Annotated in this window: 21 protein-coding genes; 11 read left to right on the top strand and 10 right to left on the bottom strand. The window is 45.9% G+C overall.

Going from position 1 to position 16,909, the window contains the following annotated elements:
* Positions 1-15: 15 nt before the first annotated feature.
* On the top strand, positions 16-303 hold the full coding sequence (locus tag K1Y79_RS25120; RefSeq protein ID WP_162331206.1) for a DUF721 domain-containing protein: 288 nt from the start codon (positions 16-18) through the stop codon (positions 301-303).
* A gap of 260 nt (positions 304-563) precedes the next feature.
* Positions 564-1,709, top strand: a complete 1,146-nt coding sequence (locus tag K1Y79_RS25115; RefSeq protein ID WP_220252970.1) for a papain-like cysteine protease family protein — start codon at positions 564-566, stop codon at positions 1,707-1,709.
* Between the two features lie 57 nt (positions 1,710-1,766).
* On the opposite strand, the gene K1Y79_RS25110 is transcribed toward K1Y79_RS25115, so the two are convergent.
* From K1Y79_RS25110 to K1Y79_RS25085, 6 genes are all read right to left on the bottom strand, one after another.
* The gene (locus K1Y79_RS25110; protein WP_220252969.1) at positions 1,767-2,276 is read right to left on the bottom strand and encodes a DUF4252 domain-containing protein; all 510 of its coding nucleotides are present in this window, start codon (positions 2,274-2,276) and stop codon (positions 1,767-1,769) included.
* A gap of 33 nt (positions 2,277-2,309) precedes the next feature.
* Positions 2,310-2,831, bottom strand: a complete 522-nt coding sequence (locus K1Y79_RS25105; protein WP_220252968.1) for a DUF4252 domain-containing protein — start codon at positions 2,829-2,831, stop codon at positions 2,310-2,312.
* Positions 2,832-2,869: 38 nt separating this feature from the next.
* Positions 2,870-3,376 (bottom strand): hypothetical protein, encoded by a 507-nt coding sequence (locus K1Y79_RS25100; protein ID WP_220252967.1) that lies wholly within the window; start codon positions 3,374-3,376, stop codon positions 2,870-2,872.
* Positions 3,366-3,881 (bottom strand): RNA polymerase sigma factor, encoded by a 516-nt coding sequence (locus tag K1Y79_RS25095; RefSeq protein WP_220252966.1) that lies wholly within the window; start codon positions 3,879-3,881, stop codon positions 3,366-3,368. Before K1Y79_RS25095 ends, K1Y79_RS25100 begins: the two co-directional genes overlap by 11 nt.
* A gap of 181 nt (positions 3,882-4,062) precedes the next feature.
* Entirely contained in the window at positions 4,063-5,115 is a 1,053-nt protein-coding gene (locus K1Y79_RS25090; RefSeq protein WP_220252965.1) for an ABC transporter permease, read from the bottom strand.
* A 5-nt stretch (positions 5,116-5,120) separates the two neighbouring features.
* Positions 5,121-6,209, bottom strand: a complete 1,089-nt coding sequence (locus K1Y79_RS25085) for a BT_3928 family protein (protein WP_220252964.1) — start codon at positions 6,207-6,209, stop codon at positions 5,121-5,123.
* 82 nt (positions 6,210-6,291) lie between these two features.
* On the opposite strand from K1Y79_RS25085, the gene folP reads away from it, so the two are divergent.
* The gene (gene folP / locus K1Y79_RS25080; RefSeq protein ID WP_236059836.1) at positions 6,292-7,158 is read left to right on the top strand and encodes a dihydropteroate synthase; all 867 of its coding nucleotides are present in this window, start codon (positions 6,292-6,294) and stop codon (positions 7,156-7,158) included.
* 30 nt (positions 7,159-7,188) lie between these two features.
* Entirely contained in the window at positions 7,189-8,001 is an 813-nt protein-coding gene (gene cdaA, locus K1Y79_RS25075; protein ID WP_220252963.1) for a diadenylate cyclase CdaA, read from the top strand.
* A gap of 105 nt (positions 8,002-8,106) precedes the next feature.
* On the opposite strand, the gene K1Y79_RS25070 is transcribed toward cdaA, so the two are convergent.
* From K1Y79_RS25070 to K1Y79_RS25060, 3 genes are read right to left on the bottom strand one after another with little or no spacing between them, the layout of a single operon-like run.
* Complete coding sequence (locus K1Y79_RS25070) at positions 8,107-8,994, bottom strand: FKBP-type peptidyl-prolyl cis-trans isomerase (protein ID WP_220252962.1); 888 nt, start codon at positions 8,992-8,994, stop codon at positions 8,107-8,109.
* Positions 8,995-9,021: 27 nt separating this feature from the next.
* Complete coding sequence (locus K1Y79_RS25065; protein WP_220252961.1) at positions 9,022-10,026, bottom strand: DHH family phosphoesterase; 1,005 nt, start codon at positions 10,024-10,026, stop codon at positions 9,022-9,024.
* Complete coding sequence (locus tag K1Y79_RS25060; RefSeq protein ID WP_220252960.1) at positions 10,004-10,159, bottom strand: hypothetical protein; 156 nt, start codon at positions 10,157-10,159, stop codon at positions 10,004-10,006. The genes K1Y79_RS25065 and K1Y79_RS25060 overlap by 23 nt, the downstream gene beginning before the upstream one ends.
* A 26-nt stretch (positions 10,160-10,185) precedes the next feature.
* Here K1Y79_RS25060 and K1Y79_RS25055 point away from each other — a divergent pair, with 26 nt between their 5' ends.
* The 4 genes from K1Y79_RS25055 to K1Y79_RS25040 all read left to right on the top strand — a co-directional run bounded on the left by K1Y79_RS25055 (position 10,186) and on the right by K1Y79_RS25040 (position 13,223).
* A complete protein-coding gene (locus K1Y79_RS25055) occupies positions 10,186-10,605 on the top strand; it encodes a nucleoside-diphosphate kinase (protein WP_220252959.1) in 420 nt (139 codons plus the stop codon).
* A gap of 101 nt (positions 10,606-10,706) precedes the next feature.
* Complete coding sequence (gene xerD / locus K1Y79_RS25050) at positions 10,707-11,603, top strand: site-specific tyrosine recombinase XerD (RefSeq protein WP_220252958.1); 897 nt, start codon at positions 10,707-10,709, stop codon at positions 11,601-11,603.
* Between the two features lie 243 nt (positions 11,604-11,846).
* Positions 11,847-12,818, top strand: a complete 972-nt coding sequence (locus K1Y79_RS25045) for a phosphatidylinositol-specific phospholipase C (protein WP_220252957.1) — start codon at positions 11,847-11,849, stop codon at positions 12,816-12,818.
* 39 nt (positions 12,819-12,857) lie between these two features.
* Positions 12,858-13,223, top strand: a complete 366-nt coding sequence (locus K1Y79_RS25040) for a hypothetical protein (RefSeq protein WP_220252956.1) — start codon at positions 12,858-12,860, stop codon at positions 13,221-13,223.
* A gap of 488 nt (positions 13,224-13,711) precedes the next feature.
* Here the strand turns inward: K1Y79_RS25040 and K1Y79_RS25035 are convergent, their stop codons facing one another.
* Positions 13,712-14,566, bottom strand: a complete 855-nt coding sequence (locus K1Y79_RS25035; protein WP_220252955.1) for a hypothetical protein — start codon at positions 14,564-14,566, stop codon at positions 13,712-13,714.
* A gap of 432 nt (positions 14,567-14,998) precedes the next feature.
* Here K1Y79_RS25035 and K1Y79_RS25030 point away from each other — a divergent pair, with 432 nt between their 5' ends.
* The 3 genes from K1Y79_RS25030 (at position 14,999) to K1Y79_RS25020 (ending at position 16,905) form a co-directional block, all read left to right on the top strand.
* Positions 14,999-15,409: a hypothetical protein gene (locus tag K1Y79_RS25030; protein ID WP_220252954.1), complete on the top strand. Its 411-nt coding sequence runs from the start codon at positions 14,999-15,001 to the stop codon at positions 15,407-15,409.
* 288 nt (positions 15,410-15,697) lie between these two features.
* Entirely contained in the window at positions 15,698-16,105 is a 408-nt protein-coding gene (locus tag K1Y79_RS25025) for a hypothetical protein (protein WP_220252953.1), read from the top strand.
* Positions 16,102-16,905, top strand: a complete 804-nt coding sequence (locus tag K1Y79_RS25020; protein WP_220252952.1) for a sensor histidine kinase — start codon at positions 16,102-16,104, stop codon at positions 16,903-16,905. Before K1Y79_RS25025 ends, K1Y79_RS25020 begins: the two co-directional genes overlap by 4 nt.
* Positions 16,906-16,909: the final 4 nt, after the last annotated feature.

Below are 16,909 nucleotides of genomic sequence, written 5' to 3'. Positions count from 1 at the left end.
ACGTATCTTTGCGGCATGCGTTACGGAATTACATCAATGGAGGATGCACTGAAAGATTTTATGTCAAAAAGCCGGCTCAAACCGAGGCTGACCGAAGTGCGCATACAAGAGAACTGGGAACAGCTGATGGGACGAACTATTTCCCGTTATACTGAAAACCTACAGCTGATTGATGGCAGACTGCATATCGCTACAACTGTTGCTCCTCTTAAACAGGAACTCAGCTACTCAAAAGACCGTATTATCAAGCTGGTAAATGAAATGCTTGGTGAGCCGGTAGTAAGAGAAGTCATCGTACGATAACTATTACCTGATTCATATAATTAACAGGGTGTACTATATACAGTACACCCTGTTTTTGTTATAATAACTCAATTAAGCCTGCCAAACCCTACGCACAAAAACACAGCAACCCCGACTGCACCACCACAAAGCATACGTAGCATAACTACTCATACAAATCAGGTATATGTACGCTTTTCAGAAAGAAAGGAAGCCGGTAATTTTGTACTCACAACCCCATTATACGTTATTGAATTTTTTAACCCCCAATTGTTTACGTCATGAAATTCACCAATCTTCAGGAACAGGTTATTCAAAAACCTTTCGTACGGGAACTGGCTATCTGGGACAGATTCTATTCCAGCACCGTTCTTAACTTCAATATGGAAGCTCAAACGCAGTCCAACTGGTGCTGGGCCGCTACTTCCAAAAGCGTTTCCTTCTTTTACTCTGCATTGCTGAACCCATGGACACAATGTAAGATCGCGTCTTCTGAACTCGGACAAACCTGCTGTACATCACCCGTTCCAGGCCCTTGTAATGTACCCTGGTACCTCAATAAGGCCCTCACCCGCACCAAAAACTTTGTAGAAATGAAAAGCGGTACCCTTAGCTGGGAAGCCGTTAAAGAACAGATAGATGCAGGCCTCGTTGTAGGCACGCGTATCGGCTGGTCTGGTGGTGGCGGACACTTTATGGTCATCTACGGTGTGTCAAAAGTATTAAGCACGAAATACTTCCATATCGACGACCCTATCTACGGAAAAAGTGTACTCACCGTTAGTCAGTTCTCCACTAACTACCAGGGCAGCGGCTCATGGACGCACAGTTACATCACGAAAAAACACTTTTACTTTATGTGGATCAAAGACCTCGTATTCAAAACGGAACTGCTCAAACCTATCCCTGATATACGTCCGCTCATCCGCTTACAACGTCCGGATATCAAAGCCGACAAAAGCGCTGCGGAACTAGAACTGAGCTTCGCCCATCATGCCTATGTGGTAGGACTTACCGACATCGATAAAGATATCGTGGTACCTGAAAGACCTGCATCACTACGTGTGATAGAACTCGATCAGAAAAAACCGATTGCACTTTATGATCTGGCCACTACAGAAGAAGATCCGCAGGTACTACAGGTAAGCACGGATGATGATTACCTGAACCGTATTGAAAACGGTATGGAGAAAATCAAATCCAGTCTGCAGGAAAAAGAAATAGAAGGCGAAATGAGCGTATTAAAGTTCCCGGCACTAAACCTGGAAGCGCTCTGGCTAAGAACAGAAGGCAGACAAAACGACCGCTATTACCTGATCCGTCACTTTGGTCAGGAAGATACCGTACTCGATGAAGGCCGTTTCAAAGAACTAATACTAAGACAGAAAGCTGTCACTGAAAAACAGGATGACCTGATGGGTGCCTGACAAATAAAAAAAGCCAGTCTGACGCAGACTGGCTTTTTCAGATATATCACAGATGGATCAATTTTTAGCAAATCCCTTTATCAGCATATTCACATCATTTATATGCAGCGTGGTGCGAAGATTCACCATTACAAACTCTCCTTCATCCTGTACCAGGATCACCACATTCCCTAACTCGTCGTCTGCACCTTTGTTAAGCAGGTATACATTAGCTGTTTGTTCCCGCACCTCCACCAGTGGCTCAAACCCGTCTTTATCAATCAACGTCTGTTTAAGCCTTTGTATTGCTGCTTTATCAATCGGAGACACGCCGTCGGCCTCCAGCGCGTACACTTTTATCTTACGCACTTTCCCCAGGATCTTTTTCAATGGCACTCCCTCTTCTTCCATAACGCTGCGCGGAATAATCCAGCTGGCAAGTTTAAGGGGCACTATTCCTACACCGATACGGATGCCATCCATCTCTCCACGGTACTCACGATAGAACTTACGAAGTGATTTTTTCTGCGCGATGGCCGGACTAATTGCCAGTAAAAGCGATGCTACAAGAATAGGAAGGAATTTCATAATGATGAATTGATCTGTGGTGATTTAAATAGGTTATTTCTTGACGTGCTGCAGTTTATCAAAACCGTTTATATTCATGCTATTGGCCAGCTGACTGATCTCGTTCAGGTCGATATCTCCTATCAGGCTCATAGCAAGAAACTCAGCGTCGCTGCCTACCAGCATGATTAGCTCGGCAATATTACCTTTGGCATTCTCTTTTACCAGGAAACGAAGATCGTCTTTTCCATCGCGAACAGTCATCAGCTCTTCAAATTCTTTGTTGAGCATTGCTGACGCTTCTTTGAATAAGGCGTTCCCGCCTTTGGCATTTTCTCTGGCAAGGATACGTAATCCGCGGATCTTTTTTACAATCTGCATGAACTGTTTTCCTTCCATAGAATGTATATCCAGCTTGCTGAACATACTGAACATCTTTGGTGTTACGCTGATCAGCGTAAAGCTCTGATCGTTCTCATACTTCTCAAAAAAACGATCAATACCACTACCCTGCTGGGCAAAGAGTTGCAAACCGGCTACTGTCAACAACAGCGCCAATAACAAAAAGCGTTTCATAAGTTTTTTTTTATATCAGATTATTAGAATGGCCGGTATTAGTTTGCTTTGAGCTTGTCTGTCGCTTCATTGAAGTAAGACAGCTTCTGTACCTGCGATGTACCTTTGTTGAGATTGCGAGATAGCAGTGCCAGCGCTTTCTGTGTCATGGCAAATGCCTCTTCAGGATCATCATAAGTATCGGCCTCGATACTTCTTTCTGCCAGCACCTGCTCATGCCTGCTCTCAAAGCGTTGGGCGGCGTAGCCAATTCCTACAGCCATCAGTACTACAGCGGCATATTTCATCCAGTGATGCCATGCCATTGTTCTCACGACGCCCTGCGGCTGTGATTGTGCGATCAGCAATTCAATATCAGGGAATACAGGTTCAGGAATATCTGCTTCTGCAGCGAAGTAGCCAAACAGTGGCTGTACATCTTTCAGATCAGCAGGCAGATCATCCCGCTCTGTATTGAAAAAAACACGCAGCGCTTCTTCTTCTTCCAATGTGGAAGCTCCATCCCAGTAACGGTCTAATAGTTCCCTGACCTTGTTAAACTCCATACACTTGCAGTTTTTGTAATTGTTCACGTACCGTTTTCCTCGCCCGGTGAAGATTGATCTTCACCTCACTCAACTCAATAGCCAGTGCATCGGCTATTTCCTGGTAACTGTATCCTTCGATATCTCTTAATTGTATAATAGTACGGTATTTCTCAGGCAATGCACCGATAATACGATGCACCCTGTTCATCACGTCCTGCTTTTCTGCAACGGTATGCGGACTTTCCTGGTGTACAGCCGGTAACGCTGTTGCTTTGTCCAGGTCTTCCGCACGTCTGTATTTCCTCGCTTTCAGTTTATCCAGCGCCAGGTTACGTACAATCCGCATACACCATGCTTCCATGTTCTGCAGGTCAGACATCTTCTCCTGTTGCTGCCATACTTTTAGCAGGGCATCCTGTGTTACATCCATCGCATCATCCTCGTTTTCCAGTAACCTGTAGGCAAAGCGGTACAGCTTCTGCCTGACGGGAACTACCTGGGAGAGAAAGATTGATAAAGACATATAAAACAGATTCCTTGTGCTAAGTTACAGTATACCGTTGCTGCTTCCGATTCCGATCCACTCTCCTTCCATCCGGGATGCTACAGGGCGTTTACATAAAGAAGACGACTGGTAAAATACTTTGTTACAGAAAAAGGAAAACTTTTTTTGAGATAATACTAACCTAATAATAATGAAGTGGTTACAACTTTATACGTGGATCTACAATGGTATATAGGAGGTCGGCCAGCAAGTTAATGATCACAAATATGCCTGCTGTAAATAATACAGATCCCATCAGTACGGGGAAGTCAAACTTTTCCAGGGCATCCACTGTAATTTTGCCAATCCCTTTCCATCCGAAGATATATTCTACAAAGAACGCCCCGGCAAGCAACTCTGCAAACCAGCCCGTAATGGCTGTGATAACAGGGTTAAGCGCATTACGTAGCGCATGTCTGAATACAACTATCCGTTTGGGCAATCCTTTGGCATAGGCAGTGCGGATATAGTCCTGGTGCAACACGTCCAGCATAGCGCTCCGCGTCAGTTGTACAATGATAGCCAGCGGACGGATACCCAATGTTATAGCTGGCAACACCAGGTTGCGCAGGTTAAGTGTACGGCCTGCAAATGCGTCGGTTTCATACAGACTACCCGTCATATGCAGACCGGTATACTCGCTGAACACAAAACCGAACAGGTATGCGATGACAATCCCCATAAAGAAGGAAGGTGCAGAAATACCGACTACACTCGCAAATACAGCCCCTGTGTCCATCCAGGTATTCTGTTTTACTGCGGATAATACGCCCAGTGCAATACCGGCCACTGTGGCAAACAACATAGCGGCAACAGCAAGGGTGAGCGTGCCAGGTAATGCTTCTGTCAGTATTTCCCATACATCCTTTTTCCCCTGGTAAGAGCGGCGCAGATAAGGCGTCTTCAATACCAGCAGCCTGTCTGCGGGTAAAGCGGCCAGCTTCAGGTAATTCAGGGATGTTGTTGCTTCTTCAACCGAATGTACTGCTATCGGTGAGAGGTCATTTACATACAAAAGGAACTGCACCGGTAGTGGTTGATCCAGGTGCAGTTCCTTTCTTACATTTTCCAGCGAAGTCACATCTGCGCGCTGTCCCAGCGTCAACCTGGCCGGATCGCCCGGCAGTACGTTGAACAGGAAGAATACAAGTACTACTACTCCAAACAGTACCAGTATGCCATAACTGAGTTTACGCAGCAGAAATCTGAACATGCGGTTTATGGTATATCGTTATAATGCCATTTTCCTTTGATGGTACCTTTTTCCAGTAGAATCAGACAAGGATTACTTCTGCCGGCTGTTTTAATAGCGGTTCCATCCATCTGAACGAATGGGAACTGCAACCCGTGCGCAGCGGTAAAAGCCGAGATATCTGCTTTTGAGGAAGCGGTTACACCGTAAATGTAAATTTTTCCGGCTTTCATCTGCTCCTGGAGTGCATGCATCTTTGCATCCCAGCCCTCTCCGGCTTCATGAACATTCTTCACCAGGAAGAGGTATACCGGTGACGGTTCGGCCAGGATAGCCTGGGTCTGATTTACCCCGTCTGCATCTGTCAGGATGAAATCTTTTACCGGCGCTTCTCCTACTGCTTCTCTAACCAGTTTATCCCGACGGTCTACATATACCCAGGTACTGTCTGACCATGGATAGTTATCTGCCGTAAACTCTTTCTCTTTGCCATCTTTGGCATAGATCAGTACTGTCTCATATTCAGCAGGGCGTGCACCTGGCGGCAGTTTCATTTTCTCCGGAATGTTGTTACCTACTTTGTAACCCAGGCAGTCTACTATAGGCAGATGCTCCAGCGTATACCATTGCAGGCCGCCGGCAAAGGCAATGGAAGCTATGACCAGTCCCAGGGTCAGTCTCCTGCTGAACACAGGCTTGATACGTTTATTATACAGGAAGATGATGAGTATCATTACCAGCAGGATCACATCCTTCCAGAAAGTCTGTGCAGCAGTCAGCTTGATACAGTCACCGAAACAGCCACATTCTTTGATCTCTCCGCTATACAATGCATAGCCGGTCAGGAAGGTAAAGAAAGTGATCATAATCAGCAGCAGTATCGATACCAGGCGCATGCTGTAACCTAATAATAAGGCAGCACCAAGAGCGATTTCCAGCACATTCATGATGATAGAATATGCCAGGGAATAGGGAGAGAGGAAGGTCATATGCAACACTTCAAAAAACTCTTCCATCTTATAACTGAGCCCCAGCGGGTCATTTGCTTTGACCAGACCGGAGAAGATAAACAATACGCCTACAATAATTCTTAATAGGTTCAGGAGCAATTTCATGGACATCTTTTTTTCGGTGCTGACATACTTACTTGCAGATCACCACATTATTCTATTTTTGCTGGGCAAAATAATCAATAAAATGCAAATGGATACTATGGAAGGGAAGAACGGCGAATATCCCACGATCAATTGCCAGGGCAAGCTGTTAGACTTGTCCAAACCAGTTGTGATGGGTATTATTAACATCACGGAAGACTCGTTTTTTGCCGGTAGCAGAACACAGCATATTGATCTTATCCTTCAGAGAGCCGCCCAGTTGCTGGAAGAAGGCGCTCAGATACTGGACATTGGCGCACAAAGCACCCGTCCCGGATCGGTTTCTGTAGGACCAGATACAGAACTCGAGCGCCTGTTACCTGCTGTACGATTGCTCAAAGAGCACTTTCCGCAGGCTATCCTATCCATAGACACTTACTATGCAAAGGTAGCGGAACAGACTGTTAATGCAGGTGCAGCGATTATAAATGATATCAGTGCAGGCGACCTTGATACTGACATGATTCCCACAGCAGGCCGGTTGCAGGTACCCTACATTGCCATGCATATGCAGGGTACGCCCGCAGACATGCAACAACAGCCCCACTACGAAAATGTAGTGCAGGACGTGCTCGACTATTTCATCCGCAAACGCGCCCAATGCCTGGAAGCGGGTATCAATGATATTATCTTCGACCCCGGATTCGGCTTCGGTAAAACAATGGCGCATAATTATACCCTGCTTAAAAGACTACAGGTTTTTCATATGCTGGAATGCCCCCTGCTGATCGGTGTGTCAAGGAAATCTATGATCTACCGCCTGCTAGACAGTTCGCCTGCAGAAGCCCTCAATGGTACTACCATACTCAATACCATCGCCCTGCAGCAGGGCGCGCATATACTAAGAGTACATGATGTGAAAGCGGCCATCGAAGCCATAAAGATTACCCAGTATATGAATAGACTATAGCTATATAAATATTCGCTATTTTTACAATCTATGGAGGACTTATTTAGTTTTTACGGATACCGTTTCCACTGGCTCAATATACTGGACCTGGCCATCGTCATCTTCCTGGTTATACAGCTATACAGACTGCTGAAAGGAAGTCTGGCCTTCAATATCTTCGTGGGGTTGTTAATGATATATCTTGCTTACTTCATTGTACAGCGCCTCGAGATGCCGATTCTAAGCACCCTGCTGCAAAGTTTCATCAACGTTGGCCTAATCGCCATTATCATCATCTTCCAGCCGGAAATACGTAAGTTCCTGCTGGTACTGGGCAAGAAAACGCCGTTAAGTAAAGACAGCTTCTTTACCAAACTGTTCCTTCCTGACAAATTCAAGAGCTATAAAGAAGAAGAGAATATCATCAATGAAGTGATCACTGCTGTAGCCCGTATGGCCGGCAGCCGCACAGGTGCACTGATCGTCATTGCTAATACTTACCGCGTGAAATTTGATACTGCGTCCAGCATTGCTATTGACAGTAATATCAATGCCAAACTACTGGAAAGTATCTTCTGCAAAGGAAGTCCGCTGCATGACGGCGCACTGATCATCGTTGGCAACAAGATCCTTGCGGCCAAAGTCATCTTACCGGTGTCAGAAAACCCTAACCTGCCTACCCGTATCGGTCTTCGTCACCGCTCTGCCGTAGGTATTACAGAGCATAGCGATAACCTGGCAATTATTGTGTCTGAAGAGCGGGGTACTATATCATACGCCCAGGACGGGAATCTTGTGCAGGACATTTCGCTGGAGGAGCTGAAGGTGAAGATGTATGAGGTGATGGTGGATGGGTATGCATAATCTTATTCGCAGTAGCAGGATCGTTCCTGATTAACTATCTGCTTAAAGCAAAAAGGCGACGTCATTACTGACGTCGCCTTTTTACTATTAAAAGAGATCTTGCTCTTATTTACCGTTCTGCAGTGCAGCAGGAGCGATCGGAGCGTTCGCAGCTGCTTCAGGAGCACCTTTCACTACATCCAGCAGCTGTACGTCGAAGATCAGTACAGAGTTAGCAGGGATAGGACCACTTGCCTGTAAGCCATAACCTAAAGTAGAAGGGATCAGCAGGGTTGCTTTTGTACCTTTCTTCAGGGAAGCGATACCAACGTCCCAACCTTTGATCACGAAACCGCGACCGATAGGGAATCTAATAGGCTCAATACGTGCGCCCGGTCTTAAAGTTGTATCCTGGCTGGAATCAAACACTTTACCATCAGTCAGTTTACCAGTGTAGTGTACTACTACAGTATCGCCATCCTGTGGTTTTTCGCCTGTACCTTCCTGAGAAACGGCAACATATACGCCTTCAGGAGTAGTGGTAGCAGTCAGTTTATTTTTATCCAGGTATTCTTTGATAATCTTATCGTCTTTAGCTTTCTGTTTTGCACCAGTGTAAGTACCTACTACTACGAAAGTCAAATTCAATTTATCACCAGCTTTCGCCATTGGCGGGCGCTGAGGTAAGCTATCGATAGGAATGGAGAAAGTAGCGCTATCGCCTTCTTTCAGCATTACCAGACCATCCATCAGGTCGTATTTGTTTGTAGATTTAGAGATCACGAAAGGTACAGGACCGCCTGCAACTTTGCGGGATTCAACGATTACGGAATCGTTCAGGCTCTGGATGATATTCAACAGTACAGTGTCGCCCAGCTTCAGCTGCGCGCCGCTTCCTGACTTATGAACTACGAAATCCACGCCACCTGGAGTTTTTTTGGCACCACCACCGGCGCCGCAGCTAGCCAGGATGAGGCCTAATGCTGCAACTAGCAACTGTTTGTTCTTTTTCATTTGACTGTATTAGTAGGATTGAATAACTTATTGTAACTGCTCTTCGTTTTCTTTAATGGCTTCGATAAAATCTTCTACTGTCTTATCAAGTGTCTCTGAGCTATGCCCGCCGGAAGCGTGGAAATGGCCGCCGCCGTCAAAGTATTTCCGGGCGAAAGTATTCACGTCGAAGTCTCCTTTTGAACGGAAAGATAATTTGATTTCTGAGTGACGGTCAATGATCAATGCCGCCAGTTTAATACCCTGAATCGACAGGAGGAAGTTCACCACTCCTTCCGTATCGCCAGTCTGCAGGTCAAAACGCTTCAGGTCAGAATAAGGAATTGCGATTAAAGCAGTGTTATATTCGTAGTAAACTTCCATACGGTTCAGCAGGCTATGCCCCAGGAACCGAAGGCGGTTTTCAAGGAAATTGTCATAAATAGCGGAGTGGATGATCTCATGTCTCAGACCGCGATCAAACAGATCAGCCACCATACGGTGTACCCTTGCAGAGGTAGACGCAAACCGGAAAGACCCGGTATCTGTCATTGTACCTGCATAGATACACTGTGCCATGTCTTCGTTAATATAGTTCTCATCACCCAACTTATAGATCGTTTCGTATACCAGCTGTGCGGTAGAAGCCGCTGTGGTATCGCTGATGCCATAGTCAAAACTTGGATGCGGCTCCAGGTGGTGGTCTATCAGGACCTTGGTACAGGCCATCTGTGTCAGATAAGGCTCCATGCTCTTCGTACGATACAAGGCATTGAAATCCAGGCAAAACAGCAGATCAATACCGTCCAGCGCCTTCAGCGCTTTCTCCTGCATGGACTCAAAATCAAGTACTTCTTTCGCTCCCGGCATCCAGATCAGGAAGTCCGGATAGTTTGTAGGGGATATAACGGTTACATCGTGCCCTTTCTGTTTCAGATAATGATACAGGGCCAGTGATGAGCCCATTGCGTCTGCATCGGGTTTCTGATGCATTGTTATTACCACTCTTTTAGGGGTCTCCAGCAAAGGCTTAATTTCCTCTATCCGCTTCATTCTTAACCTTTAAATATGCAGGCTTACCTGCTTTTATATTAACAATAAAATGTAACCGTTTTTCATCAAAAAATGAAGTGCGAAGTTCTCTTTTTTTTTTCACTAAACAAATTCTAGCTACATTTGCGCGCAAATTAGTTAATTAGGAATTCTAAATATATGGCTAACAACAGAACTTTTACAATGATTAAGCCGGATGCCGTAGAAAACGGGCATATTGGTGGCATTCTGGACAAAATTAACGCAGCAGGTTTCCGTATTGTAGCGATGAAAATGACCCGTCTTTCTGCAGAGAAAGCTGGCGAGTTTTACGCAGTACACAAAGAAAGACCTTTCTACGGTGAGCTGGTTGAATTTATGAGCAGCGGTCACATCGTGGCAGCAATCCTCGAAAAAGCCAATGCTGTTGAAGACTTCCGTAAACTGATCGGTGCTACCAACCCTGCTAACGCAGAAGAAGGTACTATCCGTAAACAGTATGCTGAGTCTGTAGGCCGTAACGCTGTTCACGGTTCTGACTCTGACGAGAACGCAGAAATCGAAGGTAACTTCTTCTTCTCCGGTCTGGAAAAATTCTAATCCGCTGACCGGTAGTCTCCTGCCGGTAGAAAATATCAAAGGTCGTCCGTAGAACGGACGGCCTTTTGTGTTTAGCGCCCTTCTTTCTTATCTTGCCGCCTATGTGGGATATTTATCTTAGAGGATTCCGGTCATATCTTCAGCTGGAACGTTCGCTCTCTGCCAATTCTATTGAGGCATACATCCGCGATGTTGAAAAATTAACGCAATATCTGCTGTCTGCCGGTAAACAAATGCCGCCTGCTGAAGTGACCCTTGCCGAACTGCAGGAATGTGTACAGTGGATCGCTACCCTGGGGATGACCGCTACCTCCCAGGCCCGCATTATTTCCGGTATCAAAGCATTTTACCGCTACCTGGTGCTGGAAGACGTTGTACAACAGGACCCTACCCTCCTGCTGGAAGCGCCTAAAACCAGCCGTGTACTACCTGACGTCCTCAATTTTGAGGAAATAGAACAGATCATTGCCCATATCAAGGCAGGTACGCCTGAAGGCCAGCGTAACCGGGCTATCCTGGAAACCATGTATAGCTGCGGCCTGCGTGTCAGCGAAGTGATCACCCTGAAAATCTCCCAGCTGCATTTTGATGCCGGCTTCATACGGGTAGTGGGTAAAGGTAATAAGGAGCGGCTTGTGCCTATCGGCAGCGATGCCATCAAATACATCAATATCTATAAGGACGAAGTCCGCGTACACGTTCCCGTTCAGCGGGGACAGGAAGATATCCTGTTTTTGAACCGTCGAGGCGGTGCCCTCTCCCGTGTAATGATCTTCCTCGTTATCAAAGACCTGGTAGCCCAGGCAGGTATAGAAAAACAGGTCTCTCCCCATACCTTCCGCCACTCTTTTGCCACTCACCTGGTGGAAGGAGGCGCGGACCTCAGAGCTGTGCAGGAAATGCTGGGCCATGAAAGCATCACCACTACCGAGATCTATACGCACCTGGACCGTGAGTACCTCAGAGATACCCTCCGCAGGTTCCATCCCCGGTTCTGATAAATACAGGTCTATCTTATATATCAAATCTTCCCGACCGCCAGGCGTACATGACAGTCCTCTCCTCCCAGACTGCTTCGGACTGCTGCATGTCTTTACCACTACTTCCACGACCGCAGGATGAAGACAGTCATATGCCCTATTATTACCGTAATGTTAACTCTGTTTTTGCGATAGTTGGAACGCCTGTGATCTGTGTCTTGTATGTAAATCCTTTACTCTGTATAAACCTAAACCTACAAAATGAAAACTCAACGTTTCCTGCCTGTTGCCGGCATTTTATTGTCTGCCGTATTCTTTTCCGCATGTTCAAAAGACGATGCCGCCCAACCTCTACTTCGTGCAGACAATGAAGTAGCGGTTACCACACAGGCTGTAGCTGTAGCTATGAACAGCTGGATGACAGGCATTGCTGACAACACCAGCATCGCGGCCCTGTCTATCCCAGGCACGCATGACAGTGGCGCACGTGTAGAACCTGTAGCCGGTACTGCCAAATGCCAGGACCTGACCATTGCACAGCAACTGGAAGCGGGTGTACGTTTCCTTGACATCCGTTGCCGCCATTTCGGCAATGCATTCACCATCCACCATGGCGCTGTGTATCAGAACATGAACTTTAATGATGTACTGCTGGCATGCACCAACTTCCTGACTAGCCATCCGAAAGAAACCATCGTGATGAGCGTGAAAGAAGAACACGATGCGGCTGACAACAACCGTACATTCGAACAGACCTTTGACACCTATGTACAGCAGTACTCCAAATTCTGGTACACCGGCGCTACTGTTCCTAACCTGGGCCAGGTAAGAGGAAAGATCGTATTATTGAGAAGATTCGGCGCATCTTCCACACCTAAAGGTATTGAGGCAACCAACTGGGCCGACAATACAACATTCACTATCAGCAACAGTAACGCAACGCTGAAAGTGCAGGACCAGTACGTTGTGCCTGACAACAATGCAAAATGGACTACCGTAACAAACCTGTTCAACGAGTCGCGCACACAGCAGAACAACACCCTCTACATCAACTTCACCAGCGGTTACAAATCACTGATCTTCGGTATCCCAAGCATCACTACTGTTTCTGGCAACATCAACCCAAGAATCAATACCTACTTTACCAGCAATACACAGGGTAGGTATGGTATTATTCCGATGGATTTTGTGAATGCAGAAAGGGCGTCTATGATTGTAAATACCAATTTCTAATCCGGACAATTTATTACCTGATAAAAGCGGCCGCCTGCGATGCAGGCACCCTTTTCAGGCCAATGGTACAAACGCCTGAAGGGCTGGTCTTTACAGACCGGCCTTTTTCAATGCAGAAGCTTTCTGCGAAACCAGCGCAGGCTTATTGTTTACCTGTGTGAAATATTACCTTTTCCCCAGCTATCCTCTTTTCATATGTGGTCGTGCCGGTCATCTGCGTCCCTGCAATTGTTCGTCATCACGAATATCACTATTCCGGGAACACTGGACGTCACCGGCTTAAATTTCAGCACCGGGGTATTAAAGGGTACTTTCAAATCACTGATCAGCCGGGAGGCTTCTTCCGAAGGTTTTAAAAATCCTGCAACTATTATGGGCAGCTTTGATCTGCGTGCCCTTAACTGATCACTGCGCTACTGCGGTGATATGTCGCTTTTATTCGTCAGCGCCTGATTATTTTATTATTGGGGGTAGGCTGAATATGGGTTAATGTTTCATATTATTTCGTTGTCAAAAGGTCACTAAGAGGTCACTTCGATATCCCGGGGATATTGAGGTGACCTCTTAGTGACCTTTTGGTGGTTATATGGATGGAAGATGAAACCGAAACCAAGCCATTAACTGCGGCTTGGGAAAGGGGATTTTGCAGAAGATGGCAGCGGCGGGCCGGCGGGCAGGTATGGAGCAGTCAGCTTGTTGGCGTAGACTGGTGTAAGGTGTGCAACGCCTGTATTTACGGTTGCGGAAGTTATTGGAGCGTCTGTATAGGACAAAAAAAAACGGCTGTCCCTGATTGGGGAGCAGCCGTTATAAGTTAGTGTGTATGTGCGGGTTACCAAACGAAAGATGTGGGCTGGCAGTACTTCATATAGGTTAAATAGTGCTGAAATATGTTAGTGTCTGACCAGTGAAGACTTTCGTCCGGTTACTGCCCAGCTGCCCAACCAGCCGGGTGTTTTTCTGAAGGCGCTTTCCCTGATATTGATATTAATCGTTGTGCAGGGTGCTACAGATCTTCTTCCCGGCATCATGGCTGTTGCGGGATCTTCTTCCCATACCAGCTGTTTATCGCGGTAGACCTTAAAATAGATATCAGGTCCATTTTCATGACCGGGTTCGCTGACAGTTGACCATTTGGAGGTCAGCTCCTTTTTGCTGAAGCGGAGCTGATACTTACCCTGGTCATCGGTGCGTGCGCATCCCAGTAGGCGATGGTTTCCGACATTGTACGCTTCGACTCTAAGTTGTGATTGTCCCTCGCTGGCCTGTAATCGCCTGACTGTGCCGGCGATTATCCATGTACCATAATTGGCCCTGATCTGACTCCAGCATTCTACTGGAATAACGTATGCATAAGCGGCGACGTATCGCTGTCCTGAACGGGTCCAGTGCGGCACCACGGTACTCAGGTGATAGTTGGAGACTATTCCCCTGATGCCTGCCTGTTCGGGCATATGGTGCAGGCTGATATCCAGTTCAAGTGGTTCCGTAAAAAGGTGCAATTGTTCCCAGGTCAGCGTAAAGTTTCCCCTCTCATCTAACGTTGTCTCAGCGAGCAGGCGTTCCTGCTTGGCTTCGACCTGTGCGCTGGTAAGCTGACCGGGACCATTGTAAATATAGTTTTTGGGGTCGTTTCCGGTGGGGCAACGGCCATCTGGCAAGTATACGCGGAGGCGTGCATTTACCAATGGCTCTGTACAATCATCTGAGATAAATGCAGAAATGTTTCCGATTAACAGGTAACACATAGCTGAAAGCTTTAAATATTAAAAGAAGGGGTTAACAATAAGGTAACCTCAATCTGGCTGATATGGATAGCCGCTTTTTTTTCTCTGCATGTCTAACAAAGGAAGAACAAACATGGGTAGAAAGGCCCATTGCTATTGCTCGTATGAGTCAAAGAACTTAACCATAACTCACGATGCAAAGATTAGGAAGTTCTTACAGTGAGACAAGCGTTATACTACTGTTTGGAGAGAATGCGTAGTTCTACGCATTTTTCCTGTGAAAGTACGCGGTCTATACTGTGTTACGGCGTACAAATATTTGTATAAATCACTGATTATCAGATGAAAGAATTTCCTGGAACACTTCATCATACAAAGATGTTATATACGTAGATGCTTTGCCAAGTGATTATTTATAATAATTTTACCACCAACTTAAAACCACAGCACAACATGGACATTCCTAAACACTTCCCCCCAGACACGGGCGATTTCATCTCCAGAAAGGAAGCCGATAGACTAAGGGACAATTACTTCAAAAAGAAGCACAAAAAACACGGTAATGAATTTATCCAGGCTTATTTCTTTGGTAAAGAGAAATTACTGGAATTACTGAATTGTCAGGAAGATATCGCAGGCTTACGTATTTACTACGGAGATGACAGCGACATGGATGGAAAAGACGACAAAAAAATGGTGATTTACGCTGTTGATAAAGCAGGTAAAAACATCCTTTACCGGAAAAAACAACAAACAGAGGTGAACGCTTTCGCGGCTACAGCTGCAGCTAAAGGCAGCGTGAATGATGAAGACGACGGTGGAGCACTGGATAATGGTCTTCCATGCCCTGCTGATTGTCCGTGAGTGGTTCATCAATTAAACCCAAACTAAGTGTACATTCATCTGATTTTGTTTTACATTATGGGGGGGATCGAATGCTTGCTTTTGATCCCCTTTAGCATTCACTACGGGAGGCTTGACAAAAGCAGTAAGTGGATTTTTTATTTCCTGATATCCAGTATCATTTTCGCCGGCGGTTCAAAATTAATTGCGCAGATATGGGGTAATAATCTCTGGTTCTACAACACGATGTATTCCCTGCAGTTTATAATTCTTTCCCTTTATTTCCATGCAGTGATCAAATATAAAACGGTGCGCACGATCATCCTCGCGATGATTCCTCCGGTTCTAGCTTTTGTCATTCTGGATTATGTGAAACTCGAGGGGCCTAATGCATTCAACTCCTATGCTATATCAGCCGAGACCTTTATCCTGATGATCTATTGTGCTATCTTTTTCTACCAGCTGCTGCGTGACGATGAGCTGGTCAGACAATCGGTTTTTATTAACTCATTGCCTGACTTCTGGTATAACTCAGGAATCTTCGTTTATCACTGCGGTTATTTTCTCTTTTCCCTTGCTTATAACCTAATGAACTTCGGATACCAGGGTGTAAAAGGATCTACAAGGCTGACACTGGCGGTAACCTTTATTGCCGGTATTATTCAGCTGATCCTTTTGTATATTGGTCTCACAAAAGTTAAAAAGATCCGTTCATGATTTTTTCAGACCTGCTTATTATCGGGACCGCTGTGATGTTATTACTGAGTATCCTGGTGATCGTACTTGTGATTTTTCAGCAGAAACAGGTAATACAACATAAACTGGCCATCCGCGATAAAGACCTCCAGCTACAGAAAGAGCGATTAATGGCTATCTTGCAGGGCCAGGAGCAGGAAAGGAAACGTATTGCAGAAGACCTGCATGATGAGGTGGGCGCACAGTTATCCGTACTTAAACTCAATCTTAACCAGTTACAACCATTATTGAAGACCGAAAACAAAGAACTGGAACAGTTAAAAGAGACAAAAGACTTTACTGATACGATCATTCAACATCTCCGCTTCATCTCCCAAAGCCTCCACCCGCAGGCGCTCGAAAATCTTGGATTATCCAAAGCCCTTGATTCGTTCTGTAACCTGATGAACAAAAACAAACAGGTGAAGATCTCTTTCAAAGACGAAGGGAACCCGCACCACGTTGATATAGAAAAGGCACTGAACATTTATCGTGTAGTACAGGAACTCATCAATAATATCCTGAAACACGCGCAGGCAACCCAGATTGAAATTACTTATCAGTGCAATGCAAATGCCTTGCAGATCAACGTAGTGGACAATGGTAACGGCTTACTGGTGGCATCTCTGGAAAAACCAGGCCCAAGAACGGGTAGCCTGGGACTGAGAAATATAGAAAGCCGCCTCAACGTTATTGGTGGAACGATCTCTTACAGCGCTGGCATCGGCGGTGGTACCAATGCAGAAATAAGAGTGGAAAATTATCAAAGCGCTGAGGAATAAGACG

The sequence above is a fragment of the Chitinophaga rhizophila genome (assembly GCF_019492185.1).
GTDB classification, from domain to species: domain Bacteria; phylum Bacteroidota; class Bacteroidia; order Chitinophagales; family Chitinophagaceae; genus Chitinophaga; species Chitinophaga rhizophila.
Note: the sequence above shows the minus strand (reverse complement) of the source record. Positions and strands in the feature narration are given on the sequence as shown.

Bases quoted from the DNA above. Each gene is read 5' to 3' on its own strand.
- K1Y79_RS25120 (WP_162331206.1), top strand. From the start codon at position 16: ATGCGTTACGGAATTACATCAATGGAGGATGCACTGAAAGATTTTATG.
- K1Y79_RS25115 (WP_220252970.1), top strand. From the start codon at position 564: ATGAAATTCACCAATCTTCAGGAACAGGTTATTCAAAAACCTTTCGTA.
- K1Y79_RS25110 (WP_220252969.1), bottom strand. From the start codon at position 2,276: ATGAAATTCCTTCCTATTCTTGTAGCATCGCTTTTACTGGCAATTAGT.
- K1Y79_RS25105 (WP_220252968.1), bottom strand. From the start codon at position 2,831: ATGAAACGCTTTTTGTTATTGGCGCTGTTGTTGACAGTAGCCGGTTTG.
- K1Y79_RS25100 (WP_220252967.1), bottom strand. From the start codon at position 3,376: ATGGAGTTTAACAAGGTCAGGGAACTATTAGACCGTTACTGGGATGGA.
- K1Y79_RS25095 (WP_220252966.1), bottom strand. From the start codon at position 3,881: ATGTCTTTATCAATCTTTCTCTCCCAGGTAGTTCCCGTCAGGCAGAAG.
- K1Y79_RS25090 (WP_220252965.1), bottom strand. From the start codon at position 5,115: ATGTTCAGATTTCTGCTGCGTAAACTCAGTTATGGCATACTGGTACTG.
- K1Y79_RS25085 (WP_220252964.1), bottom strand. From the start codon at position 6,209: ATGAAATTGCTCCTGAACCTATTAAGAATTATTGTAGGCGTATTGTTT.
- folP (WP_236059836.1), top strand. From the start codon at position 6,292: ATGCAAATGGATACTATGGAAGGGAAGAACGGCGAATATCCCACGATC.
- cdaA (WP_220252963.1), top strand. From the start codon at position 7,189: ATGGAGGACTTATTTAGTTTTTACGGATACCGTTTCCACTGGCTCAAT.
- K1Y79_RS25070 (WP_220252962.1), bottom strand. From the start codon at position 8,994: ATGAAAAAGAACAAACAGTTGCTAGTTGCAGCATTAGGCCTCATCCTG.
- K1Y79_RS25065 (WP_220252961.1), bottom strand. From the start codon at position 10,026: ATGAAGCGGATAGAGGAAATTAAGCCTTTGCTGGAGACCCCTAAAAGA.
- K1Y79_RS25055 (WP_220252959.1), top strand. From the start codon at position 10,186: ATGGCTAACAACAGAACTTTTACAATGATTAAGCCGGATGCCGTAGAA.
- xerD (WP_220252958.1), top strand. From the start codon at position 10,707: ATGTGGGATATTTATCTTAGAGGATTCCGGTCATATCTTCAGCTGGAA.
- K1Y79_RS25045 (WP_220252957.1), top strand. From the start codon at position 11,847: ATGAAAACTCAACGTTTCCTGCCTGTTGCCGGCATTTTATTGTCTGCC.
- K1Y79_RS25040 (WP_220252956.1), top strand. From the start codon at position 12,858: ATGCAGGCACCCTTTTCAGGCCAATGGTACAAACGCCTGAAGGGCTGG.
- K1Y79_RS25035 (WP_220252955.1), bottom strand. From the start codon at position 14,566: ATGTGTTACCTGTTAATCGGAAACATTTCTGCATTTATCTCAGATGAT.
- K1Y79_RS25030 (WP_220252954.1), top strand. From the start codon at position 14,999: ATGGACATTCCTAAACACTTCCCCCCAGACACGGGCGATTTCATCTCC.
- K1Y79_RS25020 (WP_220252952.1), top strand. From the start codon at position 16,102: ATGATTTTTTCAGACCTGCTTATTATCGGGACCGCTGTGATGTTATTA.